Below are 25,378 nucleotides of genomic sequence, written 5' to 3'. Positions count from 1 at the left end.
GTTTTATAGACATTATATTGACTTATTTTTATTTATAAACAATTAAAATACATATATTTACTAATAATATAAAATATGGTTAAAGATATACATATATGATATAATAAATAATGATATTTACATAAAAACTAAATAGGAAAGGAAACGATAATGAATTTTAAAGAATTATTTTATAAATGTGTAGATTTTATAGATATATATAAAAAAAATATAATCACAATTTCATTATCAGTATTAGGTGTAATAGTATTAGTTATAGTATTTTTCATAAGTAGTGATGAATTAAGCGTACAAAAAGAGGTTGATACATTATTGGAAAATATAGAAAATCGTAGATACAATATAGCTATTGACAATTACTCTAACTACGAAAAGAAATTTTCTGATTCTAAAATGAAAAGAATTGATAAAACATTATCTAAAAAGATAAATAAATTACTTCTTGAAAGTGGAGATAAATACGTAAATAAAGAAATTACAAAGGAACAATATGTAGGTATGATAAATACCATAAATGCAATAGAAAATATTGAGGTAGATGTAGGTCGTATAATAGAACAATCTCAAAGAGTATCTGATATGTATAAGGAAGAAAATACAGATTATGATACAGCTTTATCTTATATAAGTATGGCATCTACTCTAAATGGAATTTCAAATGAATTAGATGGATATAAAAGTAATATAGAACAAATACATGAATCTAGATTGGTGTATGAAAAAGCAAATGAAAACAAAGAAAACCACATGTATTATGAAGCAATACAAGATTATGATAAAGTACTAGACAAAGATGATAAATATTATAAAAAAGCACAAAAAGAAAAAGATGAATGTATAGACCTTATGTATGATGATTATATAGAAAAGGCTGATGAAAGTAACAAAGATGGAGACTATGAAAGTGCATTAAGATACATAGAGTATGTAAAAAAATATTATCCAGATGATGAAAATATACTAAATTTAGAGAAAAAGTATAAGGAAAAATTATCAATATACACATTATCAGCAGATGATATTATTAATTTAATATCTAAAAAAGGAAACATATCTAAAAATAGCCTATCTATAAATTCTTACTACCAAATGATAGATGGTGAAAAATATTATTGTGTTGAAGTGTTAGAGTATGGAATGTTAACCGATGAAATACTAGTAAATGCGAAGACAAAGGAAATATATTCATATAAGGATAGTAATAAAGATTACAAAAACACTTACTGTAATGGGTATTTTAGATATGATAATTCAGGAAAAGTACAATTTGCAATAAGTGAAGAAAAAGCTAAATTTATACTTCAAAATAAATTAGAAAAAAATGACGAAAAGTACAAAGAAATATATGAAGTATCTAAAAATAAAGCTGACAGATATGTAGAAGATGAAAAAGGATTAGAAAATATATTAAAGGGAAATGAAGGCTTATATTACTATGAAATTGTAAATAAAGGATTCTTTAGACCTAAAGAAGCTTTTATGATAAATATGTATAGTGAAAAAGTTTATATAATTTCTCAAAAAGAGATTAAAGAATATTAAAAGTGTGTTTTTTAACACACTTTTTTTAAAATATTGAAATATAAAAGAGGATATATAAACCTTATAGCTAAGTAATAATATGTGAGAAAAATGGGAGATTGAGGAGAGTAAGACATGAAAGATGTAAAAAAATATGTATACGCTGCAGCGGGTGTAATATTATTGGGGATAATTGTTTTTATAGGTTTTATAAGTTTTCAAATAAACGGAAATAAAATACTTAAAAACACATATGTTAACAGCATATCAATAGGAAATATGACAAGAGAAGAAGCTAAAGATGTACTAAATAAAAAATATGACATAAAACAAATATACATTTCATATTCAGATAAGTTATGGAAAATAAATAGTAAAGATATAGATTTAAAATATAGTTTAGACGAGACTATTAATGAGGCACTATCTATAAATAGAGAAGATTCTATGATAGATAATATTAAAAAAACTATAAAAGCAAATTTCGGAGCAAAAAATAACATTGAGCTTAAAATAGACTATAATAAAGAGAAATTAATAAAATGCGTTAAAGATATATCTAAGGATATAAATATTGATATGGAAGATGCAAAATTAGATATAAATAACTCGAAAGTAGAGGTATTATCAGGACATAAAGGACAAGAAGTTGATGTAAATAAGAGTGTAGAAAATATAATTAGTCAACTTAAAAAAGGCAATAAAAAAGAAGATTTAGCAGTAAAAGTTACTAATCAGAATGTAAAAAAAGAGGATATACAACATATAGATACATTATTAGCTAGCTATTCTACCAAATTTGATTCATCAGTAGCTGGTAGAACAACTAATATAAGATTAGCAGCAAGTAGAACTAGTGATAAATTGCTAATGCCTGGTGAGACATTTTCATACAATGAAAATACTTTAATGAGAACTGTATCAAATGGTTATAAAAATGCACCAGTTATAGTACAAGGAGTAGTACAAGAAGGTGTAGGAGGTGGAGTTTGTCAGGTATCATCTACACTATATAATACGGTGTTATATTCAGGATTAGAAATTGTAGAACTTAAAAATCATTCTATACCATCTACATATGTAGCAAAAGGGAGAGATGCAACTGTAACTGATGGAGGAATAGACTTTGTATTTAAAAATAACTTAAAGCAGCCTATATATTTAAAAAATTATGTATCAGGAAATAGAGTTATATGCCAAATCTATGGTAGTAAATCAGATAAGCAAAATGTAGATATATTAACTAACATAGATGGAGTATCTCAAGCTCCTATAAAAAGAGTCGATGATCCAACTCTTCCAAAAGGGAAAGAAAAACAATTAGAAAAAGCAAGAAATGCATATACAGTATCAACTTACAGAGTATATAAGAATAGTAATGGAGAAGTGCTAAAAAAAGAAAAAGTATATACATCATATTATCCTAAAAAGCAAGGTGTTATCGCTGTTGGAACTATGGAGGTTAAAACACCAGAACAAAAACCTGTAAGACCAGAAAAACCAAATCAACAAGAACAAAAACCTGTACAACCAGAAGCTTTAACACCACCACCAGAACAAAATCCTAATCCAGACACACCAAGTGTATCTTAAGAAAGATTATAATATTAGTTAAAAAAAGATAGCCTATAACGTAGGTTATCTTTTTTTATAATAATTTGCCTAAAAATATGAAAATATGTATATCTTTGACTTGTAGTGTTAAATGTGTTATCTTAGAATATATATTTAAATTAGGAGGAGAATATGATTTTAGGTAAAATTATCAAAAAAGATATAAAGCAAATGCCTAGAAAAATTTTAGATATATCTTTAGTTGAAGATAACAAAAGTGATTTGACATTTTTTAATATAGATGAAGAAGAAACGAATGAGACATTAAAGGCATTAAAGCAAAGTTATGTAACTAATAACTATAAAGAAGAAACAATATTAAACTTACAAAATACACTAAAGAGTAATTCAGAAGATACTTCAAAAGAATTAAAGTTAGAATCATATAAAAGGTATAATAATGCACTTGATTTATCTTTAAAGGGATATTTAACTAGTGCTTATGAATTAATAGAAAAAGCTATAGAGATAAATCCAAAAGATGTAGATATACTTAATTTAAAAGGATTACTTACTCTATTAAAATGTGATTTTGCTAAGGCTTTTGAAAGTTTTTACACTGCTATGTGTTATGGTAACAATGAACTATCTAGAAAGTATGTAGATATGTTATCATCTGATGAATTTAAAGTATTCTTAGGTAGATATAATCACTCTATAAGATTTATTAATGAGGAGATGAATCAAGAATCAATACATATACTTGAAAATATGATAGATGATGACCCAGATTTAATAGAGCCATATATAATACTTTCTTTAATATATGATAAGATAGGTAACGTTAAAAAGAGAGAACATTATCTAAGTAGATTAAGAGAAGTAGATAAAGATAATCCTTTGTTTGAAAATAAGAAGGAAGATAAAGAAGAGAAAAAAGAAGATATTAAGCCTAAGAAAAAGTCTAAGAATAGTAAGCCATTTTTAATATTTGGAGTATGTTTACTTTTGGCATTAGGTGCATATCATATGTATAGCAAAAATAAAATTGATAAATTAAATGAGAAATTAAGTAATCACGAGCAAGAACTAGATAAAGCTGATAAAAAACTAAATGAAAAAGAACAAGAAATAAAAGAGAAAGAAAAAGAATTAGATAATGCAAAAAGCGAAAATAAAAAAGAAGATACACAAGTTATAGTTTCTGATGAGGAAACTTTATATAATAAAGCAGTTGATGAGTCTAAGGATAAAAATTATAAAGAGGCTATAAAAAACTTCGAATATATTGTATCTCAAGGAAAAAGTAAGAAATATATATCAGAAGCTGTATACCAGTTAGCATTATTAAATGAAAAGATAGGTAATGATGATGAAGCTGTAAAATATTATAAAAAATATATAAATACTTATACAAAGAATGATCAATATTATGATGATGCATTTTACCAATTAGGAATGCTTTATTATAAAATGGGTGACTTAAAAAATGCAAAAAACACATTCTATGGGCTAAAAAATGAAGTACCAGATAGTATGTATAACAATTCAAAAGTTAATGATATATTAAAAGAAAAATAAAACTACCAATAGGTAGTTTTATTTTTTATTATCTTACAAATCACAATCATATATAATACTACCTTTAAATAAACTTATAGAAGGGGATATTAAGTTTTAGCGAGGAGGATAAGTATGGATAATAAAGAGCTTTTTCTCCCGATACTTAGGGATGGAAAATATGGATTTGTAGATAAAGAAGGCAATGTTATTGTAAGGCCTAAATTCAAGTATGTATCAGAGCGACTAAAAGATGGATATAGTGTCATTACATATATAAAAAAAATAAGAGGAATCAATAGGTGGATATTTGGGTATATAGATAAATTAGGAAATACTAAAGTCTATTTACACATAGATAGTATATCTGATTTTAATGAAGGATTATCTAGAGCCAAAGCCTACAATAAATATGGATATTTAGATAAAAATTTAGATTTAGCCATAGATTTTAAATATGAATGTGCGGGTGATTTTAGTGAAGGTTTAGCTAATATAAAAATAAATAAGAGGTGGGGGTATATAAACTCTAATGGAGAAGTGATTATAGCTCCAAAATATACTTATGCAAATCAATTTAAAGATAATACTTCATTAGTAGAATATAAAAATAAGTATGGCTATATAAATAGAAAAGGGGAGTTTATAATAAAACCTACATATGAAATAGCAACAGACTTTAGTGAAGGATTAGCAGCTGTTAGAAATAATAATAAATGGGGATATATAGATAAATATGGGAAATTAAAGATTGATTTTAAGTTTGATAAAGCAAAGCCATTTAGCGAAGGATTAGCAGCTGTATGTATAAATGAAAAATGGGGATATATAAACAAAAATGGTGATGTAGTTATAGATGCTATATTTGACTATGCTTGTAGCTTTAAAGAAGGGTTAGGTAGGTTTAATATAGATACTAACTCACTCATAAGAGGAATAAATAATAATAAATGTGGGAAATGGGGATTTATAAATAAAAGTGGTGATATAGAGATACTTCCAATATATGAATCTCTATCTGATTTTAAAGATGGATACTCTGAAATAATAAATGGAAAAAATAACAATTATATAGATAAGTATGGAAAATTACTATTATAAATTTGAAAATATCTAAAAATATGATAAAGTATTATACGGGGGGAGTATTGTAACTCCCTTTACAATTTCATTAAAGATTTAGTCAGAATTAAAGGAGGCAAAAATGAAATTATTTAATCAATTAGTATTAATACTAGGTGTATGGGCTTTAGGTGAGTACATAAGCTCATTCATACAAAATATAGTAATTGTACCGGGTAGTATAGTTGGTATGATATTACTATTTATACTTTTAAAAGCCAATATAATAAAAGTGGACAAGCTTGAAGATATAGGTAATCTATTGCTAGATAATATGGCTTTATTTTTCATACCGGCAGGGGTTTCACTTATAAGATCGTTAGGTCTTATTGAAAAAAATGTATTTGTATTACTAATAACTATATTTTTTAGTACTATTTTAGTTATGTACATAACTGGAATAGTAGTAGAAAAGATGATTAAAAATAAAGTTAAGGAGAATTAGTCATGTATAATGTTTTAAACACACCTATATTTGGGATAGTAATAACTATAATATTTTTTAACATAGGACTTTATATACAAAGGAAAACTAAAAGTGCTTTAATGAATCCACTTTTAATTGCAATAGTTGGAATTATATTATTTTTAAATATAACTAAGATACCATATGAAAGTTATAAAAAAGGTGCAGATAGTATAAATTACTTTTTAGGTCCTGTAACGGTTATATTAGCAGTACCATTATATAAGCAATTTGACTTATTTAAAAAACATATACTAGAAATATTAGTAGGTATAACTACAGGTGTAGTAGTATCATTTATTTCTATAAAGATAATAGCTGGTTTTACAGATGCAGATATTAGTATAATAAATTCTTTAATACCTAAATCTATAACGACACCTATGGGATTATCTCTTACTAATACTATAAATGGTATAGAGTCTATAACTGTAGTGGCAATAATATTTACAGGTATACTTGGTGCTATAATGGCAGAGCTTGTATTTAAGCTTGGAAGAATAAAACATCCTGTAGCAAAAGGAATAGCACTTGGAACATCAGCACATGCACTTGGAACATCAAAGGCTTTAGAATTAGGAGAAATAGAAGGTGCTATGAGTGGATTATCTATAGGTATATCTGGGATAATTACAGTCATATTAATACCTATAATAATCAATATGATATAAAAAGTTTTTTCTTATAAATGAAAATATATATACTAAAATATCAAAAAATGAAGGTTAAAATAAAATATTTTCAAATTAAAAAGTATATATTACACAATAAAAGGCAAGGAACAAAATATGTTTCTTGCCTTTTATTGTGAATTAAATTGTTCAGTATTTATATATTATGCAAGAAATTATTCGTTTAAATCTTTTATTGCTAAATAATTTTATAATTATTCAAAAGTTAAAAAAAAGTAAAATAGGTAAAAAAAATTAACTAGACATATTAAAAAAAAATAATATAATATATCATGTGCAATGAATAAAGAGAAGCATAATTTAAATTACCTATTGATTTATTAGGTGATTTGTTTAGGTCGAATTGAAGGGAGAACAAAATGAGCAAAGTTAACACCACTTTAGAAGATAATGCTTTTTTAAGATATTTAGTGGTAATAGGTGGAATGCTTGTAGCATGTATAGGTGTCAATGGTTTTTTAAGACCAGCGCATCTATTAAGTGGGGGAGTACCAGGTGCCTCTACAGCTATAAATTACTTAACTGGAATAAACATAGGTCTTTTAACATTTTTAATAAATATACCTATATTTATATTAGGGTTTATATACTTAGAAAAAGAATTTTGTATATCTAGTTTAATAAACATGATGATATTTTCTTTTTTACTAGGTATAACTCAAGATATAGCTCAATATATACCTATAAATGATGTATTACTTCAAAGTGTTTATGGAGGGATATTATCAGGAATTGGAAGTGGTATTGTATTTAGAACAAAATCATCACAAGGTGGTACAGATATATTAGCTGCAATATTGAAATTTAAGAAAAATATTCCCATGAAAGATACAACACTATCTATAAATATACTAATAGTATCTATAGGTGGAGTATTATTTGGAATGGATTTAGCATTATACACATTAATAGGTATGTTTATAAGTGCATACTGTATGAATTTTGTGAAAGATGCTATGAATTATCAAAAGTCAGTTATGGTTGTATCTAGAGAAAGCAATAGTATAGCAAAAGAGATAATGAGTGAACTTCATAGAGGTGTAACTTTCTTAGAAGCTGAAGGTGCATATACTCATGAGAAGAAAAAACTTATATATTGCATAGTATCATCAAATGAGATACCTAAAATAAAGGAAATTGCTTTAAAATACGATAAAAAATCATTTATATCTGTAAATGATGTAAGTGAGGTTAAGGGTAGAGGATTTAAAGAAAAGTACTTATAAAATTAAAAATAAATATAACTAAAATATAGATGAGATTGATTAAATATACTTAACTCTACAGTTAAATATAAACGTATTTGGATTTGGTGAATTAGAATGGCACAAATTAGTTATAAAAAGGGGTATATCAAATAGATATATCCTTTTTTAATGACATAAATTTATTAACATATCTTATTTCATGTAAATCTATTATATTTAAAAATATATAGAAAAGTATATAATTTATAATATATAATAAGTTTAGACTATAATAAATTTAGATTTGATAGGAGAAACATAATATGAGTTTATCTAATGAATATTTTGATATATATAATCAGTATGTAAAGTTTATAAATAATATAAAAAGAGAAGTTAAATTTATACAAAAGTTAAAGACAAAGAAAAAAGAAGTTGCTACTGAAGAAGAAGTTAAAGCAATAGAAGAAGAGAATACAATTGAAAGTGATATAAAACAAAGAAGACCAGCTAGTAAAGTATACAATTTTTCAAATGGAGATGTATATATAGGAACAGTTATAGATGGCAAGATGAGTGGAAAAGGAATATACACATTTTTAGAAGGAATAGAATATAGTGGTGAGTTTAAAGATAATATGAAAGATGGAAATGGAGAATGCATATTTACAAATGGAAATATGTATATAGGTGAGTTTAAAGAAGATTTAATGAGCGGAATAGGAAAAATGGTATATAGTAATGGTAATGAATATATAGGTGAGTGGTGTAGTGGGAAAAGACATGGTGTAGGAGTATATACATGGAGTGATGGATGTATATATTTTGGAGAGTTTAAATACAATAAAATGGAGGGTATTGGCGAGTGCTATGATCATGAAAAAGAACTTATATATAAAGGAGAATGGAAAAATAATTTAGCTCATGGTAAAGGAACCTATATATGGCCAAATGGAAAAAGATATGAAGGTGAATTTGCACATGGGAAAAAGCATGGTGTTGGAATATTTTATATAGATGATGAATTGGTATATGAAGGCACTTGGAAATTTGATAAACCATCAATATGTAATAGAACACTGGATGAAATATTTTCTTATATAAAATAACCTGCGTTATTTAACGCTAGGTTATTTTTTTATTAAAATTATCACATATAGTATATATTATGTATGATAATTTTAAAGATGTCTATCATCCTAATATAAACTGTATGGGAGAGTGATACATTGAAAAGTATATTATTAATAGGAGGAGTAATAACAAGCTTATTACTTTTTAATTTAAATATAGATAATAGCAAAAAAGAGATAGATGCAAATAATAATGTTAATAATAAGTCTATAAATATTAGTAATACAAAAGACATTTATAATATAAAAATTGGAGAGCGTAAAGAAAAATTATTATCGTTATTTGGTCAACCAGATAGAATAGATGAAAGTGAATATGGATTTAATTGGTATATATATAATAATGATTATAATAATTTTTTTATGGTAGGTATTGAAGATGAAGTTGTCAAAGGAATATATAGTAATTCATTAAATTCATGTGAAACAGAAAATATAAATATAGGTGATAAAAGAGATGATGTAAGGAAGTTGTATACACCTATAGAATATAAGAAAAAAGGAAATATTAAATATATTATTAGTTCGGAAGGTCAATATGACATAATAGAGATAAATAATAAATATATAACATTCTTTTATGATATACATGATGAATATAAAATATGTTCATATCAAGTTATAGATTCTAAAAATGAAAGTGATATGAAATCTATATATGCAAGCCCAAGCGAAAAATTAAAAAAGAGTTTTGAAATGCAAGTTATAGATTTAACTAATAGCGTGAGAGCAAAAAATGGATTAAATAAGTTAAAATACAGTGAAATGGCTACTACGAGTTCAAAAAAACATAGCTTAGATATGGTAGATAAAAACTACTTTGATCATATTAATAAAGAAAATGAAACACCCTTTGATAGGATGAATGAAGAAGGTATTAAATATATAAGTGCAGGAGAAAATATTGCAGCAGGTCAAACTAGTGCAATATATGCTCATGAAGCATTAATGAATTCTAAAGGACATAGAAAAAATATTTTAGGTAATTATAATAGTATAGGAGTAGGAGTTGAATTTGGAGGAGATTATAATATTTATTACACTCAAAACTTTTATAGATAATATAATCTGAAAGGAAGACATAATATGAAGCATAGCATAATAAAAGTTATGACAATAGCAATAAGTATAATGCTAATTGCTAGTTTAAAAAATCCAGTAAGTTGTAATGATAAAGTATTTATAAAAAATGGTTCAAGAGATAAAAAATTAATAGCGCTTACTTTTGATGACGGTCCACATCCAAAAGAAACCAATGAAGTGTTAGATGTATTAAAAAAATATAATGTTAAAGCAACATTCTTTGTAGCAGGAAAACATGTTAATTGGTATCCAAAGCCTATTATTAGAGCTAAAGAAGAAGGACATGAGATTGGAAATCATACATTTAATCATCCAGATATAAGTAATTTAAGTCAACAACAATTAGAAGATGAAATAGTAAAATGTGAAAAAATAATTAAAGAGGTTGTAGGGGTAAAGCCTACTTTATTTAGGCCACCATACGGAAGTTATAATCAAAAAACTTTAGGTCAAATAGCAAGTAAATATAAATATAAAATAGTACTTTGGACAACTGTTGACGCAAGAGATTGGCAAAATCCTAAAGCATATAAAATAGCAGATACAATAATAAACAATGTAAAAAATGGAGATATAGTATTACTACATGATTACGCAACTAATAACACTGTAGAAGCTCTAGATATACTAATACCTAAGATGATAGAAAAAGGATATAAATTTGTAACTGTATCAGAAATGATAGAAAATAGCTAATATATATGAAATAATAATATATAGCAATAATTTATAATATATACACTTTACTATTAAGATATATCTAAAAAATAATTTAAAAATAATGTAAAAATAATAAAAAAACGAAACAATTGACTAAAGAGATAATATACATATATTAAAGACTATCTTGAAAAGGATTGATTTAATATATGTATAATAAAATATATGAAAAAAAAGGTTTTATAATATTTCAAGTAAAAGAAGGGTATGTTGTATATAATACTAAAAAGGATTTTCAAGAAGGTCACACACATTTGAAACATTTTGAAGCAGCAAAAACGGCAATAGATTTGGTTATAAATAAAAAAATACCTAAAAGCACAGATGTATATTATTTATCTAGTCTTGTTAGAATTTCAGATGACGATGATTATATAAATCATATTAAAGAATTAATAGAGGCTAGAAAACAAAAAGGTAAAAAAGAAAAATATTATAATAGTGGATATAAAGTAGTAAAGAGAAGTTTATAGCTTCTCTTTTTTTATATAAATAAATATAAAAAATTAGACCAAAGATGACTATATTGACATAGATTTCTATAAAAATATATAATTAATATTGTATATAGGAGATACTTAAAGAGAATAAACATAATAAAAAGTAGTATTTAGGGGAGGGCAATAGATATGATTCTTATGATTGATAATTATGATTCTTTTGTATATAACTTAGTACAATATATAGGTGAACTAGGTGAAGAAATCATAATTAAAAGAAATGATGAAGTAACGATAGAAGAAATAGAAAGAATAAATCCAGAGATTATAGTTTTATCACCAGGACCATGTTCACCAAATGAAGCAGGAGTATGTATTGATGTTGTAAATTATTTTAAAGGTAAAAAGCCAATACTAGGTATTTGTTTAGGTCATCAAACTATAGGATATGCATTTGGTGCTAATGTTATAAAAGCTATAAAGCCAGTACATGGAAAAGTACATAGCATAAACCACGCAAATAAAGGAGTATTTAAAGGTCTTAATAATCCTTTAAATGTAACTAGATATCATTCTTTAGTAGTTGATACAAAAAATCTTCCAGAAGAACTAGAAGTAACTGCAATCACAAATGAAAATGAGATAATGGGAATTAGACATAAAAAATATCTAATAGAAGGGGTACAGTTTCACCCAGAAGCTATTTTATCAGAACAAGGGCATGACATACTTAAGAACTTTATAAACGAAGCTAGATTAGGGGGACAAGCATAATGATAAAATTAATAGATACTAAATTAAACTCATTTGAAATATTTACTATATTTAAAGATGATAGTAATAGTTTTATATTAGATAGTGCAATGGACCCTAATAAACTAGGTAGATATTCATTTATAAGTAGTAACCCATTTAAGATTATTAAATATAAAAATACAGAGAATAACCCACTAGATAATCTACAAGAAGAATTAAATAAATATAAAGTTGAAAATAATACACACCTTCCTTTTATTGGCGGAGCAGTTGGATATTTATCTTATGATTTAGGAAATTATATGGAAAAATTGCCTAGGACTGCAAAAGATGATACAAATGTTTATGATTTATATTTTGGCTTATACAATTGGGTTATAGTCATAGATCACTTAGAAGAAAAGACATATATAGCCACACCAAATTTAAATGAAAAGGAAGAGGGAAAAATAGCCCTTGATATAGAAAAAAGAATTGGTGAAGCTACTAAAAAGGGAATAGACACTATATGTTATGAAAAAATAGAAGTTAATCCTATAAAACTTAAATCAAACTTTACTAAAGAAGAATTTATGAATTCAGTTAGAAAAGTACAAGATTACATAAAACAAGGTGATATATACCAAGCAAATCTTACTCAAAGGTTTGAAGGAGAAACTACACTTTCTAGTTATGAACTTTACAGAGATTTAAGAAATATAAGTCCAGCACCATTTGGAGCTTTTTTAAACTTTGAAGATACTAATGTATTATCTAACTCTCCAGAAAGATTTATAAAATGTATAGATAAAAAAGTTGAAACTAGACCTATAAAGGGAACTAGACCAAGAGGAACAACAAAAGAGGAAGATTTAAGATTACAAGAAGAACTTAGAAATAGTGAAAAAGATAGAGCAGAGCTGCTTATGATAGTAGATTTAGAAAGAAATGATATAGGAAGAATATCTAAAATAGGAACGGTAAAGGTACCTGAATTATTTATAATAGAACCATATGCAAATGTAAATCATTTAGTTTCAACAGTAGTTGGAGAGCTAGATGATAACAGAAGTTGTGTGGATGTTATAAAAGCAACATTCCCTGGAGGATCTATAACAGGAGCACCTAAAATTCGAGCTATGGAAATTATAGATGAATTAGAACCTACTCAAAGAAATATATATACAGGTTCTATAGGTTATATAGGTTTTAATGGTGATATGGATTTAAATATAGCAATAAGAACTATTATAAAACAAGATAAGAAAGTATACTTCCAAGTTGGAGGAGGTATGACTTGGGATTCAAATCCAGAAGATGAATACCAAGAAACATTAGATAAAGCAAAATCTATAATGAAAGCATTAAGAGGCTATTATGAAGAATAATGTGAATTTTTCTAGCAGTTTAGCTAAATTTGGAATAGGGGTTTTTGAAACTATAAAAGTAGATAAAAGCCCAATAGATATAGATATACATATAGATAGAATGTTTAACTCACTTAGTGAGTTAAACATTTTAATTAATAATGATAAAGAATTTTACAAAGAAGAAATATTAAAATATATTAAAGAGAATAATATTGAAAATAAAGCCTTAAGATTAACAGTATTCGATGAAGGATATAATATATCGGTTAGAAATATACTATATAACAAAGAAATGTATGAAGTTGGATTTAGATTAAATATATCCCCTATAAGAAGAGGAGATAGTATAATACATAGACATAAAACTACTAATTACTTTGAAAATATATATACTAAAAATTATGCTACTGAAAATGGATATGATGATGGTATATTTTTAGATGCAGAAGATAACATACTAGAATGTTCTATGAGCAATATATTTTTCATTAAAGATAAACAGATATTTACTATAAGTGATAAATTTCCTATACTTAGTGGAACTGTAAAAAGAAGGATTATAGAAATTTGTGGCGAATTGAATATACAACTATTAGAAACTAATATAAACATAGATGAAATTAAAGAATTTGACTTTGTATTTATAACAAATAGCATAATGGAAATGATGAAAGTTATTGAGATAGAAGGTATCAAATTCAATAATAGAAATGAATTATTTGATAAAATAACAAAAGCATATAAAGATAAAATATATAAATAGAAATTAGGAGAAATAAATGGGAAATAGGGTTTATGACATATATACTAAAGAAATAGAAAAAATTATAAGTTATGAAAATACAGAAAGTGTATTTTTAGTAGGTTCTTCTAAGAGTATAGATATAGAAAATAGTAGTATGATTATAAATGATTTTGATATATTTGTAATAGTTAGTAAGGGGAATACTCAAACTAGAATTATAAAAACTATAGATAACTTAGAATTTGATATAAATATTTTTTCAAAAGAAGGTATTTATAAGTTAATAGATTCAAGAGAGTATTTTTTCTTAAAAGAAATGTCAAATCCAAAAATATTATACGATTTAAATGATGAAGCAAAAGACTTAATAAGCATATGTAAAAAAAAGCTAAGCGAAGGGCCTAAAAAACTTTCACAAAGCGAAAAAGAGTTTTTAAAATCTCAAATAAAAGGTAATCTAGATAGAATAAATAATAATAGTAAAATAGATTTTTTTGAATTTGAGTTTTTGACGAATTTATATTTAAAAGATATAATAGTTGGGTATTTTACTATAAACAATAAGTGGGTACCTAAAGATAAAAAACTACTTAGTACACTAAAAAAAGAAGATATAAATCTATATAATTTAGTTGAACAAACGCTAAAAACAAAAAAATATGAAGACTTACTAAATGTGCATAATTACGCATTTAATAATATAAAAGTAAGCAAAAACATAAAAATAACTTACTAATCAAGGGGGCTAAACCAATGAGCAAGGTAGATAAAGATAAAATAAGAAAAGCTGTAAGAGACATATTAGAAGCTATAGGAGAAGATCCAAATAGAGAAGGGCTAATAGGAACTCCAGATAGAGTAGCTAGAATGTATGAAGAAATATTTGCAGGTCTTCATCAAGACCCAAGTGAGCATTTAAAAGTAATTTTCCAAGATGAAAGTCATGAAGAATTAGTGTTAGTTAGAGATATACCTTTTTATTCATGCTGTGAACACCATATAGTTCCTTTCTTTGGAAAGGCTCATATAGCATATATACCTAAAGACGGTAAATTAACAGGTCTTTCAAAATTGGCAAGGGTAGTTGAAACATTCGCTAAAAGACCACAATTACAAGAAAGAATAACTAAGGGAATAGCGGATATAATAATGCAAGAATTAGAACCTTATGGAGTTATAGTTGTTGTTGAAGCTGAACATATGTGTATGACTATGAGAGGTGTTAAAAAACCAGGTTCAAAAACTATAACATCAGCAGTAAGAGGTATATTTGAAAAAGACATAGCGGCTAGAGCAGAAGCTATGAGCTTAATAACTATGAAGTAATAGGAGATTAAAAATGTTTGATTACTCAAAGAGAACTTATATAATGGGAATATTAAATGTTACACCAGATAGTTTTTCTGATGGCGGTGACTTTAATAATATAGATAAAGCTATAAATCGTGCTAAAGAAATGGTAAGAGAAGGTGTAGATATAATAGACTTAGGTGGAGAATCAACAAGACCAGGTCATAAATATGTTGAAGCTGACGAAGAAATAAAAAGAATCATTCCAGTTATAAAGGAATTAAAAAAAGAAGTAAATGTTCCCATATCAGTAGACACATATAAAGCTAAGGTTGCCGATGAAGCTTTAAAATTAGGTGTTGAAATGATAAATGATATATGGGGACTAAAAAAGGATAAAGATATGGCAAGTACTATTGCAAAATATGATGCACACGTTTGTATAATGCATAACCAAGATGGTACTAATTATGATGGTGATATTATAGAAGAAATGAAAAAATCCTTATTAGAAAGTATAAAAATAGGACTTAATGCAGGCATAAAAAAAGAAAAAATAGTACTAGATCCAGGTATTGGATTTGGAAAGAATGTTGAACAAAATTTAGAAGTATTAAGAAGACTTGATGAATTAAATTCATTAGGGTATCCTATCCTTTTAGGAACATCTAGAAAGTCAGTAATAGGACATGTATTAAATGTAGAGCCAAAAGAAAGATTAGAAGGAACTATAGCAACTACAGTTTTAGGTATTAGAGATGGTATCTCTATAGTAAGAGTGCATGATGTTAAGGAAAATTTAATGGCAGCAAAAATGGCTGATGCTATATATAGAAAGTAGGTATTAAATTGGATAAAATATTAATGAATAACCTAGGTTTTTATGGATATCATGGTGTTTTAAAGGAAGAAAGTGTATTAGGTCAAAAGTTTTTTATTGATATAGAATTAAATGTAGACACAAAAAAAGCAGGAATAAGTGATAATATGAATGAATCAGTAAGTTATGCTGATGTATATGTTGTAGTAAAAGAAATTGTAGAAAATAAGAGATTTAATTTAATCGAAGCAGTAGCAGAAAATATAGCTAAAGAAGTACTTGAGAAGTTTGATTTAGTTAAAGGCATAATGGTTAGAGTTAAAAAGCCAGAGGCTCCAGTAAATGGAATATATGACTATTTCGGCGTTGAAATAAGGAGAAATAAAGATGAATAAAGTATATCTGGGTCTTGGAACAAATATGGGGGATAGACTTAATTACTTAGACTCTGCTTGTGAATTAATACAAAATAACAGTAAAATAAAAGTTTTAAAAAAATCTAAGATATATGAAACAAAGGCTTGGGGATATACTGACCAAGCAGATTTTTTAAATATGTGCTTAGAAATAGAAACAAGTTTAAATGAATATGACTTGCTTGAGTTTTGTCATGAGGTAGAACAAAAGTTAAATAGAGAAAGAATTATAAGATGGGGACCAAGAACTATAGATATTGATATATTATTTTTCAATGATATAATATTGAAGGATGAAAATTTATACATACCTCATCCAAGAATAAGTGAGAGAGCATTTGTGCTTATCCCTCTTATGGATTTAAATAAAAAATTAAAAATTAAAAATAAAACTATAGAGGAATACTTAAATTCGCTAACTTGTGAGGAGAGAGAACAAGTAAAGGAGTACGTAGGCGATGAAGAAAAATTTGTTTGATGACAACATAAGGATTGAGATAAATACGGATAAAAACTCTAAGCTAATAGTAAAGGAAAATAAGCTTGTAATGGCAGGACCTTGTGCTATTGAAAGTTATGAACAACTCTTAGAAACAGCTAAATTTGTTAAATCAAAAGGAGCAAATATTTTAAGAGGAGGAGCATATAAGCCTAGAACATCTCCTAATTCATTCCAAGGATTAAAAGAAGAAGGATTAGAAATATTAAAAGCAGTTAAGAAAGAAACAGGAATGCCTGTTATAACTGAACTTATGGATGCAAGAGAATTAGATAAACTATATGAAGTAGCTGATATAATTCAAATTGGATCTAGAAACATGCAAAATTTTAGTTTACTTACTGAAGTAGGTAAACAAGATAAGCCTGTTATGTTAAAAAGAGGTTTATCATCTACTATAAGTGAGTGGATAGGAGCAGCAGAATATATTGCCATAGGTGGAAATCAAAAAATAATCATGTGTGAAAGAGGAATTAGAACATATAATGATTATACTAGAAATACATTAGATTTAGCAGCTGTACCTATAATACAAAAGGAGACAGGTCTTCCTATTGTAGTTGATCCATCTCATGCAACTGGAGTAAGATATTTAGTAAAACCAATGTCTATAGCATCTCTTGCAGCAGGTGCTGATGGTATAATGGTAGAAGTTCACCCAGATCCTATAAATGCATTATCAGATGGTATGCAGTCACTTCACTTTAATGAATTTGAAGATTTAATGAATTCAATTAATTTATAAAAAAAGAGGTAATTACCTCTTTTTTTATTTTGCTAAAATTAATTTAATTAATATTAAAAAATAAGGGTATTTATATTAAAATAGGAAAAATTATATAAGAATAGATTTAATCTGCAAAAGACATATTTAATTCAAAAAATATGTGATATTTTAAAATTGTAGATAAATAACGTATAATAAATATATAGATAGAATTAAATAATAAAAAAATAAAAAAATAAGAAGGATGTTAACAAAAAAAGTCGAATTGTGTATAATGAGGATTTGACAAATTTAAAATATAATGTAAAATAGTAATGTTAGAAAAAATTACACCAGAAGGTGATAATATGAATGATATAAAAGATATAATAGAAGAAGTTAAAAGTAGATGTGACATAGTAAGCACAATATCCCAGTATATAGAGCTTAAATCATCTGGGATAAACTATAAGGGACTTTGTCCTTTTCATGGCGAGAAAACACCATCATTTTATGTAAATGAATCTAAGCAAATTTATAAATGCTTTGGATGCGGAGAGGGTGGAGATGTAATTAACTTCGTTATGAAGATGGAAAATCTAGATTTTATTGATGCAGTAAAAGTTTTAGCTCAGAAGTATGGAATTGAAATTAATACTAATATGGATGAAGAATCTAAGAAAAAATTAGAAAAGATAAAAAAGTTCCAAGATATACACACAGAAGCGGCTAGATTTTATTTTTCTAACCTACACACTAAGAAAAATAGTGGATATGCATACCTAAGAAGTAGAGGATTAGATAACAAAATCATAAAAAAATTTGGACTTGGGTATTCACTAGCATCTTGGAATTCACTTATGGACTATTTAACATCAAAAGGTTATAGTAACAAAGATCTTATAGAATGTGGGCTATTAGCACATAAAAAAGAAAGTAACAAAATTTATGATAAATTTAGAAATAGAGTTATGTTTCCCATATTTGATTATAGAGGAAATGTTATAGGGTTTGGAGGTAGGGTACTTGATGATTCATTACCTAAATACTTAAATTCCCCAGATACAATAACGTTTAATAAAAGGTATAATTTATATGGCCTTAATTTCTCAAGGAAAGAAATAAAAAATAAGACTTTGATATTAGTTGAAGGATATATGGATTTAATATCTCTTTATCAATATGGTATAAAAAATGTAGTAGCTACGTTAGGTACGGCACTTACTAAAGAACAAGGTATGTTAATTAAAAGATATGCTGATAATGTTATTATATCATATGATTCGGACGAAGCAGGTATAAAAGCTACATTAAGGGCTATAGAAATATTAAGTGATATAGATATAAATGTTAAAGTATTAAATTTAAAGGATTGCAAAGATCCAGATGAATTTATAAGAAAATATGGAGTTAAAGGATACCAAGAGGCAATAGATGAGTCAATAAATCAAATAATATTTAGAATAAATAATCTAAAAAAACAATTTAATCTAAATAAAGATGAAGATAAGGTTAAATTTGCAAAAGAGGCATCTAAAATAATAAAAAAAGTAAAAAGTCCTGTTGAAATTGACTATTATACTAAATACTTAAGTGATTTAATACAAATAAGTATAGATTCCATAAAAAGGGAAATATATGGAAAAAGTTATAATAAAAATGGAAATAATAAATACCAAAAAAGTAAATATATAAAAAAAGACGAAGTTGTAATAGAAAAACCTAAGATTATAACAAATGGAGAAAAGTTTGTTGAGAAAAATCTTATAAAATTAATGATAGAAGATAAAAAACTAAGAGATATAATCGTACTAAAAGTAAATGACAATGATTTTTTATTAGATGAAAGTAAAGAAATTTTAAATTGGATAATTAAAAATCAAGAATTGGACAAAATAACTATTGACAAAATTAAAAGTTTAAACATATCCGAAGAATACATTAAAGATATAGAAAATATATCATTGAATAATATGAGCTTGAATAATGTCAAGGGTGTAGATGATATTATTAAGAATGTAAAGAAAAATACTCTTAATGAAAAAATGAATAGATTATTAAAAGAACAAAAAGAAATTGAAAAAAATAAAAATAATAGTGACACGAAAGAGGTAGATGGTAAGATTATGGAAATTGCTTTAAAAATCGTGGAAATAAGAAGAATGCTACAAAAGCTTTAATGAAGGGAGGTCTGAGTGTGGAAAATAAAACAAATAAAAAAGAATCAAAAAGAATAACAGCTAAGGGATTAATTGAAAAAGGTAAAAAGCAAGGATCTCTTACTTTAGGGGAAATAATGGAAGCTTTCTCTGAAACTGAACTTGATAAAGATCAAATAGAAAATTTATATGAAACTTTAGGAAACTTAGGTATAGAGGTTATAGAAAGTAAACCTCAAAATGCCGATATTAATTTCTCATCAGATGATGATTTAGATATAGATGTACTAGAAGATGGTGTAGATGAAGAGTTATCAAAAGAAGATACACCTATGGAATTAGAAGCTATAGATTTATCATTACCTAAAGGTATAAGTATAGACGACCCTGTTAGAATGTATCTAAAAGAAATTGGTAAGATACCTTTACTTAAGCCACATGAAGAAGTAGAATTAGCTAGAAGAATGAATGAAGGGGACGAAATGGCTAAACAAAGACTAGTTGAGGCAAACTTAAGACTAGTTGTAAGTATAGCTAAAAGATATGTAGGAAGAGGTATGCTTTTCCTTGATTTAATACAAGAAGGTAACTTAGGTCTTATAAAAGCTGTTGAAAAATTTGACTATGAAAAAGGGTTCAAATTTAGTACCTATGCAACATGGTGGATAAGACAAGCTATAACTCGTGCTATAGCTGATCAAGCAAGAACTATAAGAATACCAGTACATATGGTAGAGACTATAAATAAATTAATAAGAGTATCTAGACAGCTTCTTCAAGAATTAGGTAGAGATCCAAAGCCTGAAGAAATAGCTAAAGAAATGGATATGACAGAAGAAAAAGTAAGAGAAATAATGAAAATAGCTCAAGATCCAGTATCTCTTGAAACTCCAATAGGAGAAGAAGAAGATAGCCATTTAGGAGATTTCATAGAAGATGATGCAGCACCAGCACCAGCAGAAGCAGCAGCATACTCACTACTTAAAGAACAAATAGAAGAAGTTTTAGGATCTTTAAATGAAAGAGAACAAAAAGTATTAAAATTAAGATTTGGTCTTGAAGATGGAAGAGCAAGAACTCTTGAAGAAGTTGGTAAAGAGTTTGATGTAACAAGAGAAAGAATAAGACAAATAGAAGCTAAGGCTTTAAGAAAATTAAGACACCCAAGTAGATCTAAAAAATTAAAAGACTACTTAGACTAGACTATACAAAAACTCGCCTTTATATAAGGCGTTTTTTTGCATATAAGAAATAAGGAAAGGACTACATAAATGAAGTTAACAGATAGATTATTAAAAATAGCATCTTTAGTTACTAAAGGTAAAAAAATAGCTGATATAGGAACAGATCATGGATATATACCAGTACATTTATTAAATGAAGGATACATAGATTTTGCAATACTTGCAGATGTTAATAAAGGACCCCTTGAAAATGCAAGAAAAGAAGTTAGACATAATAATTTGAGTGATAAAGTTGATTTAAGATTAGGCTCAGGTATAGAAGTATTAAAGAAAGGTGAAGTTGATGAAGTTATAATAGCAGGTATGGGTGGAATACTTATAAGTGAATTACTAGAAGCTAATATAGAAGTAGCACAAAGTACTGAAAAATTTATACTTCAACCAATGCAAGCACAAAAAGAACTTAGAAAATATTTATTAAATAATGGATATGAGATATTAGATGAGGTTTTAGTTAGAGAAGATTTCAGAATATATGAAATAATAGTGGCTAAATATACTGGGAAAAATACTAATGTAGAAGATGAAATATTTTATGAAGTAGGAAATAAACTTATAGAAAATAAAGATGAATTACTAAATGAGTTTATAGATAAAAGAATACATACATACACTTCAATACTTAATAAATTAGAAGGAAAAAGTGGAAAAGGGATAGATGAGAAAATAGAAGATAGTAGACTTAATATATCTAAATTAGAAAAATTAAAAACTTTATAAGGGGAATGATATTATGTTACTTAAAAGTCTTATAAAAAATATAGAAGCTAAATACCCATTAAACTTAGCTTATGACTGGGACAATGTAGGCCTTTTAGTGGGTGATTTTAACAGTGATATTAAAAAAGTATTAGTAGTTCTAGAAGCAAATGAAAGAGTTATAGATGAAGCTATAGAAAATAATATAGACTTAATAATAACTCATCATCCATTTATATTTAAAAAGATGAATAAAATAAATACATCGGATTTAAAAGGAAGACTTATACATAAATTAATAAAAAATGATATAGCACTTTATTCTATGCATACAAACTTTGATATAGCATTTGATGGTTTAAATGATTACTTCATGGAATTAATGGGATTTGAAGATTGTAAGGTATTAGAAGTTACAAATAACGAAGTATTATATAAGCTAGCAGTTTATGTTCCTGAGACTCATATAGATAAGGTTAAAAATGCTTTAGGAAAAGCAGGAGCAGGTCATATAGGAAATTATAGTCACTGTAGTTTTACATCAAGAGGAGAAGGTAACTTTATGCCTTTAGAGGGCACAAATCCATTTATAGGAACAAAAGGAGAGATAGAATGTGTTAAAGAGGTAAAAATAGAAACTATTGTACCTCAAAAAATATTAGGCGGAGTCTTAAGCTCTATGATAAATGCTCATCCTTATGAAGAAGTAGCTTATGATTTATATAAACTAGAGAATAAAGGAAATTCAGTTGGTTTAGGTAGAGTTACTAAGTTAAAAGAAAAGATTAGTTTAAAAGATTTAAGTAATTCTATAAAAGAAAAGCTAAATATGAAACATATTAGAGTAGTAGGTAGTTTAGATACTACTATAAGTAAAATAGCTTTAGTTACAGGTTCTGGTGCTGATATGGTTAAGAAAGCTCAAAGAAGTGGTTGTGAAGTTATAATAACTGGAGATGTTAAATATCATGATGCACAAGATGCAATAGACATGGGGATGTGTATAATAGATTGTGGGCACTTTGAAACTGAAGATATATTTAAGGATGTTATGAAGAGATTTTTAGATGATATACATGATATAGAAGTTTTAAAAAGTAATATAGATTTAAATCCATTTAAAATAGTATAAAACACAAAAAATAATGACATATTTTTATGTCATTATTTTTTTTACTATTTATTAGAAAACATATCTATATATTAAATATAAGCTTATAGAATGCTTACTAATATGAATAATATACTTTCATTATAGCAAATACTATATATAAATATATGTATGAGGAGAAGTTAATGAAAGATAAAGAAAGTGTATTTTTAAATTCAGATATAAATAAGTTATTTTATAAGTATTTAATTAATAGTGTCTTGGGTATGCTAGCAGTATCGTTCTGTATACTAGCAGATACTATGTTTATAGGACAAGGTATAGGAAGCGATGGATTAGCTGCTTTAAATATATGTATACCTATATTTAATCTATTTAATGGATTAGGGCTTTTGTTTGGTATGGGAGGGGCTACAGCCTTAAGTATAAGTAGAGGAAAAGGAGAAATAGTTGAGTCACAAAGGATATTTACAAAATCTATTATAATAGCTATTTTAGTAGGAATTACATTATCTACTTTAGGGAAAATATTTACTGAGAAAATAGGGTATATACTAGGGGCTAATATAAGTAATATATATATGGTAAAAGAGTATTTAAGTGGTGTTTTAATATTTTCATTTAGTTATATCTTAGCTCATACTACATCAGCTTTTATAAGAAATGATCATAATCCAAGACTTGCTATGATAGCTACTGTAACTAGTGGTTTATCTAATGTTATTTTGGATTATTTACTAATATTTATTTTTGATATGGGTATAAAAGGTGCTGGTTTAGCTACATCAATAGCATCACTTATAAACCTATTAATACTTTTAACTCACTTTATATCTAAAAAATGTAGCTTAAGATTTATAAAATTTAAAATCAATGTAAAAGATATATCAAGGATACTATTTAATGGTTTACCAAGCTTTATTGTTGAAATATCATCTGGAATAGTAATATTTATATTTAACTTGAAATTACTAAATATAGTAGGTAATATAGGTGTTAGTGCATATAGTATAATAGCAAATGTATCTTTAGTAGCAGCAGCTATATTTACGGGGATATCACAAGCTATGCAACCTATAATAAGTGTAAATTATGGTGCAAATAAGATAGATAGAGTAAAGAGAGTAAGAAAAAAAGGTCTGAAGACTTCTATAATTGTTGGATTAAGTTTCTATATTATAGGTATATTATTTCCACAATTTATAGTAGGAGTGTTTACAAGTGAAAAAGGTCAGATTGTAGATATAACTGTGAATGCCATAAGATATTACTTCTTAGCATTTATATTTATGGGGATAAATATAGTTAATGGAGCATATTATCAATCCATGGAACATAGGATATTATCTAATGCAATATCATTATCAAGAGGGATTATACTAATTGTAATAGGTATAACTATACTTCCCATATTCTTAGGTGTAAATGGAGTATGGTTAAGTGCTGTGTTTGCTGAAGTATTAACTTTAATTATAACTTATATATATGTATATAAAAAAAAATGACCCTAATTTAAGGGTTATTTTTTATTTTTAATAGAAGAATTTTTTATTAGATAATACAAATACTATTAATATAGTATATGACATTTAAGGAGGAAAAAGTTCTATGGTAAAGTACTTAGTTAAACGTAAAATGAAAAATGAAGTCAACGTAAAAAGTAAAAAAGCCTTAGTATATACAGGAGGAGTTTTAGTTGGATTAGGGGGCTATTTTGCATATAAGGCTATTAAGAATAAAAGAATGAATAAAAATTTCAATTGTTGTAATGATTATAAAAATGAATCTTATTATTATGATGATTATGATAGCAGAGCTTATTGTTGTGATGAAGACATGGATAGTTTTGACGATGACTTAAAATCCAAAGTAGATGAATTTAATTCAAATAGAATAATAGAAGAAAATTGTACAAATGTAAGTAAAGAAGAGTTAGAAGGATATGTAAATAAAGCAATAGAAGAAAGAGAACATGAAGAACGAGAAGAAAATAAGCATAGACCTGGAGTTGGTATACATTACGATGACATAAAATATTAATATAGTAAAAAGTCTTCCTAAAGATTTTAGGAAGACTTTTTTGATTTATATATATTTTTATATATT

The 25,378-nt window shown here is 26.3% G+C and carries 26 protein-coding genes; all 26 read left to right on the top strand.

The window, feature by feature from the left end:
* The first annotated feature begins 150 nt into the window (after window positions 1-150).
* Window positions 151-1,542: a UbiD family decarboxylase gene (locus FRIFI_RS09665; protein ID WP_166505733.1), complete on the top strand. Its 1,392-nt coding sequence runs from the start codon at window positions 151-153 to the stop codon at window positions 1,540-1,542.
* A 114-nt stretch (window positions 1,543-1,656) separates the two neighbouring features.
* Entirely contained in the window at window positions 1,657-3,114 is a 1,458-nt protein-coding gene (locus tag FRIFI_RS09660; RefSeq protein ID WP_166505732.1) for a VanW family protein, read from the top strand.
* Between the two features lie 153 nt (window positions 3,115-3,267).
* Window positions 3,268-4,656, top strand: a complete 1,389-nt coding sequence (locus FRIFI_RS09655) for a tetratricopeptide repeat protein (protein WP_240275678.1) — start codon at window positions 3,268-3,270, stop codon at window positions 4,654-4,656.
* 114 nt (window positions 4,657-4,770) lie between these two features.
* Window positions 4,771-5,736: a WG repeat-containing protein gene (locus FRIFI_RS09650; RefSeq protein WP_092924912.1), complete on the top strand. Its 966-nt coding sequence runs from the start codon at window positions 4,771-4,773 to the stop codon at window positions 5,734-5,736.
* A gap of 103 nt (window positions 5,737-5,839) precedes the next feature.
* Window positions 5,840-6,202, top strand: coding sequence for a CidA/LrgA family protein (locus FRIFI_RS09645; protein WP_092924914.1), 363 nt, complete (start codon window positions 5,840-5,842; stop codon window positions 6,200-6,202).
* A 2-nt stretch (window positions 6,203-6,204) separates the two neighbouring features.
* Complete coding sequence (locus FRIFI_RS09640; protein WP_092924916.1) at window positions 6,205-6,894, top strand: LrgB family protein; 690 nt, start codon at window positions 6,205-6,207, stop codon at window positions 6,892-6,894.
* Window positions 6,895-7,274: 380 nt separating this feature from the next.
* Window positions 7,275-8,141 (top strand): YitT family protein, encoded by an 867-nt coding sequence (locus tag FRIFI_RS09635; RefSeq protein WP_092924918.1) that lies wholly within the window; start codon window positions 7,275-7,277, stop codon window positions 8,139-8,141.
* Window positions 8,142-8,425: 284 nt separating this feature from the next.
* Complete coding sequence (locus FRIFI_RS09630) at window positions 8,426-9,211, top strand: MORN repeat-containing protein (RefSeq protein ID WP_092924920.1); 786 nt, start codon at window positions 8,426-8,428, stop codon at window positions 9,209-9,211.
* Window positions 9,212-9,331: 120 nt separating this feature from the next.
* The gene (locus FRIFI_RS09625; protein WP_166505731.1) at window positions 9,332-10,297 is read left to right on the top strand and encodes a CAP domain-containing protein; all 966 of its coding nucleotides are present in this window, start codon (window positions 9,332-9,334) and stop codon (window positions 10,295-10,297) included.
* Between the two features lie 24 nt (window positions 10,298-10,321).
* Window positions 10,322-11,014, top strand: coding sequence for a polysaccharide deacetylase family protein (locus tag FRIFI_RS09620; protein ID WP_092924924.1), 693 nt, complete (start codon window positions 10,322-10,324; stop codon window positions 11,012-11,014).
* Between the two features lie 173 nt (window positions 11,015-11,187).
* Complete coding sequence (locus FRIFI_RS09615; RefSeq protein WP_092924926.1) at window positions 11,188-11,511, top strand: hypothetical protein; 324 nt, start codon at window positions 11,188-11,190, stop codon at window positions 11,509-11,511.
* 156 nt (window positions 11,512-11,667) lie between these two features.
* Window positions 11,668-12,252, top strand: a complete 585-nt coding sequence (locus FRIFI_RS09610; protein WP_092924928.1) for an anthranilate synthase component II — start codon at window positions 11,668-11,670, stop codon at window positions 12,250-12,252.
* Complete coding sequence (gene pabB / locus FRIFI_RS09605) at window positions 12,252-13,601, top strand: aminodeoxychorismate synthase component I (protein ID WP_092924930.1); 1,350 nt, start codon at window positions 12,252-12,254, stop codon at window positions 13,599-13,601. Before FRIFI_RS09610 ends, pabB begins: the two co-directional genes overlap by 1 nt.
* Complete coding sequence (locus FRIFI_RS09600) at window positions 13,591-14,346, top strand: aminotransferase class IV (RefSeq protein WP_166505730.1); 756 nt, start codon at window positions 13,591-13,593, stop codon at window positions 14,344-14,346. Before pabB ends, FRIFI_RS09600 begins: the two co-directional genes overlap by 11 nt.
* A 16-nt stretch (window positions 14,347-14,362) precedes the next feature.
* Complete coding sequence (locus FRIFI_RS09595) at window positions 14,363-15,064, top strand: hypothetical protein (protein ID WP_166505729.1); 702 nt, start codon at window positions 14,363-14,365, stop codon at window positions 15,062-15,064.
* A 17-nt stretch (window positions 15,065-15,081) separates the two neighbouring features.
* Entirely contained in the window at window positions 15,082-15,654 is a 573-nt protein-coding gene (gene folE, locus FRIFI_RS09590; RefSeq protein WP_092924936.1) for a GTP cyclohydrolase I FolE, read from the top strand.
* Window positions 15,655-15,667: 13 nt separating this feature from the next.
* A complete protein-coding gene (gene folP / locus FRIFI_RS09585) occupies window positions 15,668-16,459 on the top strand; it encodes a dihydropteroate synthase (protein ID WP_166505728.1) in 792 nt (263 codons plus the stop codon).
* A gap of 8 nt (window positions 16,460-16,467) precedes the next feature.
* Window positions 16,468-16,833 (top strand): dihydroneopterin aldolase, encoded by a 366-nt coding sequence (gene folB, locus FRIFI_RS09580; RefSeq protein WP_092924940.1) that lies wholly within the window; start codon window positions 16,468-16,470, stop codon window positions 16,831-16,833.
* Complete coding sequence (gene folK / locus FRIFI_RS09575) at window positions 16,826-17,332, top strand: 2-amino-4-hydroxy-6-hydroxymethyldihydropteridine diphosphokinase (RefSeq protein WP_092924942.1); 507 nt, start codon at window positions 16,826-16,828, stop codon at window positions 17,330-17,332. The genes folB and folK overlap by 8 nt, the downstream gene beginning before the upstream one ends.
* The gene (aroF, locus tag FRIFI_RS09570) at window positions 17,313-18,098 is read left to right on the top strand and encodes a 3-deoxy-7-phosphoheptulonate synthase (protein ID WP_166505727.1); all 786 of its coding nucleotides are present in this window, start codon (window positions 17,313-17,315) and stop codon (window positions 18,096-18,098) included. Before folK ends, aroF begins: the two co-directional genes overlap by 20 nt.
* Window positions 18,099-18,427: 329 nt before the next feature.
* Complete coding sequence (gene dnaG / locus FRIFI_RS09565) at window positions 18,428-20,239, top strand: DNA primase (protein ID WP_166506273.1); 1,812 nt, start codon at window positions 18,428-18,430, stop codon at window positions 20,237-20,239.
* Between the two features lie 17 nt (window positions 20,240-20,256).
* Entirely contained in the window at window positions 20,257-21,420 is a 1,164-nt protein-coding gene (gene rpoD / locus FRIFI_RS09560) for an RNA polymerase sigma factor RpoD (protein WP_240275679.1), read from the top strand.
* A 69-nt stretch (window positions 21,421-21,489) separates the two neighbouring features.
* Window positions 21,490-22,182, top strand: a complete 693-nt coding sequence (locus FRIFI_RS09555) for a tRNA (adenine(22)-N(1))-methyltransferase (protein WP_166505725.1) — start codon at window positions 21,490-21,492, stop codon at window positions 22,180-22,182.
* 13 nt (window positions 22,183-22,195) lie between these two features.
* Window positions 22,196-23,293 carry a Nif3-like dinuclear metal center hexameric protein gene (locus tag FRIFI_RS09550; RefSeq protein WP_092924948.1) on the top strand — a complete coding sequence of 366 codons (1,098 nt, stop codon included), beginning with the start codon at window positions 22,196-22,198 and terminating at the stop codon, window positions 23,291-23,293.
* Window positions 23,294-23,457: 164 nt separating this feature from the next.
* Window positions 23,458-24,777: an MATE family efflux transporter gene (locus FRIFI_RS09545; protein ID WP_166505724.1), complete on the top strand. Its 1,320-nt coding sequence runs from the start codon at window positions 23,458-23,460 to the stop codon at window positions 24,775-24,777.
* Between the two features lie 103 nt (window positions 24,778-24,880).
* The gene (locus FRIFI_RS09540) at window positions 24,881-25,312 is read left to right on the top strand and encodes a hypothetical protein (RefSeq protein WP_166505723.1); all 432 of its coding nucleotides are present in this window, start codon (window positions 24,881-24,883) and stop codon (window positions 25,310-25,312) included.
* The last annotated feature ends 66 nt before the right edge of the window (window positions 25,313-25,378 follow it).

Origin of the sequence: Romboutsia hominis, from assembly GCF_900002575.1 — a bacterium.
Classification (GTDB): Bacteria; Bacillota; Clostridia; order Peptostreptococcales; family Peptostreptococcaceae; genus Romboutsia_C; species Romboutsia_C hominis.
The sequence above is the reverse complement of the archived record's forward strand: the minus strand, read 5'-3'. Positions and strand labels throughout refer to the sequence as shown.

Coding starts and splice junctions, on each gene's coding strand:
- FRIFI_RS09665 (WP_166505733.1), top strand. CDS start 151: ATGAATTTTAAAGAATTATTTTATAAATGTGTAGATTTTATAGATATA.
- FRIFI_RS09660 (WP_166505732.1), top strand. CDS start 1,657: ATGAAAGATGTAAAAAAATATGTATACGCTGCAGCGGGTGTAATATTA.
- FRIFI_RS09655 (WP_240275678.1), top strand. CDS start 3,268: ATGATTTTAGGTAAAATTATCAAAAAAGATATAAAGCAAATGCCTAGA.
- FRIFI_RS09650 (WP_092924912.1), top strand. CDS start 4,771: ATGGATAATAAAGAGCTTTTTCTCCCGATACTTAGGGATGGAAAATAT.
- FRIFI_RS09645 (WP_092924914.1), top strand. CDS start 5,840: ATGAAATTATTTAATCAATTAGTATTAATACTAGGTGTATGGGCTTTA.
- FRIFI_RS09640 (WP_092924916.1), top strand. CDS start 6,205: ATGTATAATGTTTTAAACACACCTATATTTGGGATAGTAATAACTATA.
- FRIFI_RS09635 (WP_092924918.1), top strand. CDS start 7,275: ATGAGCAAAGTTAACACCACTTTAGAAGATAATGCTTTTTTAAGATAT.
- FRIFI_RS09630 (WP_092924920.1), top strand. CDS start 8,426: ATGAGTTTATCTAATGAATATTTTGATATATATAATCAGTATGTAAAG.
- FRIFI_RS09620 (WP_092924924.1), top strand. CDS start 10,322: ATGAAGCATAGCATAATAAAAGTTATGACAATAGCAATAAGTATAATG.
- FRIFI_RS09615 (WP_092924926.1), top strand. CDS start 11,188: ATGTATAATAAAATATATGAAAAAAAAGGTTTTATAATATTTCAAGTA.
- FRIFI_RS09610 (WP_092924928.1), top strand. CDS start 11,668: ATGATTCTTATGATTGATAATTATGATTCTTTTGTATATAACTTAGTA.
- pabB (WP_092924930.1), top strand. CDS start 12,252: ATGATAAAATTAATAGATACTAAATTAAACTCATTTGAAATATTTACT.
- FRIFI_RS09600 (WP_166505730.1), top strand. CDS start 13,591: ATGAAGAATAATGTGAATTTTTCTAGCAGTTTAGCTAAATTTGGAATA.
- FRIFI_RS09595 (WP_166505729.1), top strand. CDS start 14,363: ATGGGAAATAGGGTTTATGACATATATACTAAAGAAATAGAAAAAATT.
- folE (WP_092924936.1), top strand. CDS start 15,082: ATGAGCAAGGTAGATAAAGATAAAATAAGAAAAGCTGTAAGAGACATA.
- folP (WP_166505728.1), top strand. CDS start 15,668: ATGTTTGATTACTCAAAGAGAACTTATATAATGGGAATATTAAATGTT.
- folK (WP_092924942.1), top strand. CDS start 16,826: ATGAATAAAGTATATCTGGGTCTTGGAACAAATATGGGGGATAGACTT.
- aroF (WP_166505727.1), top strand. CDS start 17,313: ATGAAGAAAAATTTGTTTGATGACAACATAAGGATTGAGATAAATACG.
- dnaG (WP_166506273.1), top strand. CDS start 18,428: ATGAATGATATAAAAGATATAATAGAAGAAGTTAAAAGTAGATGTGAC.
- FRIFI_RS09555 (WP_166505725.1), top strand. CDS start 21,490: ATGAAGTTAACAGATAGATTATTAAAAATAGCATCTTTAGTTACTAAA.
- FRIFI_RS09550 (WP_092924948.1), top strand. CDS start 22,196: ATGTTACTTAAAAGTCTTATAAAAAATATAGAAGCTAAATACCCATTA.
- FRIFI_RS09545 (WP_166505724.1), top strand. CDS start 23,458: ATGAAAGATAAAGAAAGTGTATTTTTAAATTCAGATATAAATAAGTTA.
- FRIFI_RS09540 (WP_166505723.1), top strand. CDS start 24,881: ATGGTAAAGTACTTAGTTAAACGTAAAATGAAAAATGAAGTCAACGTA.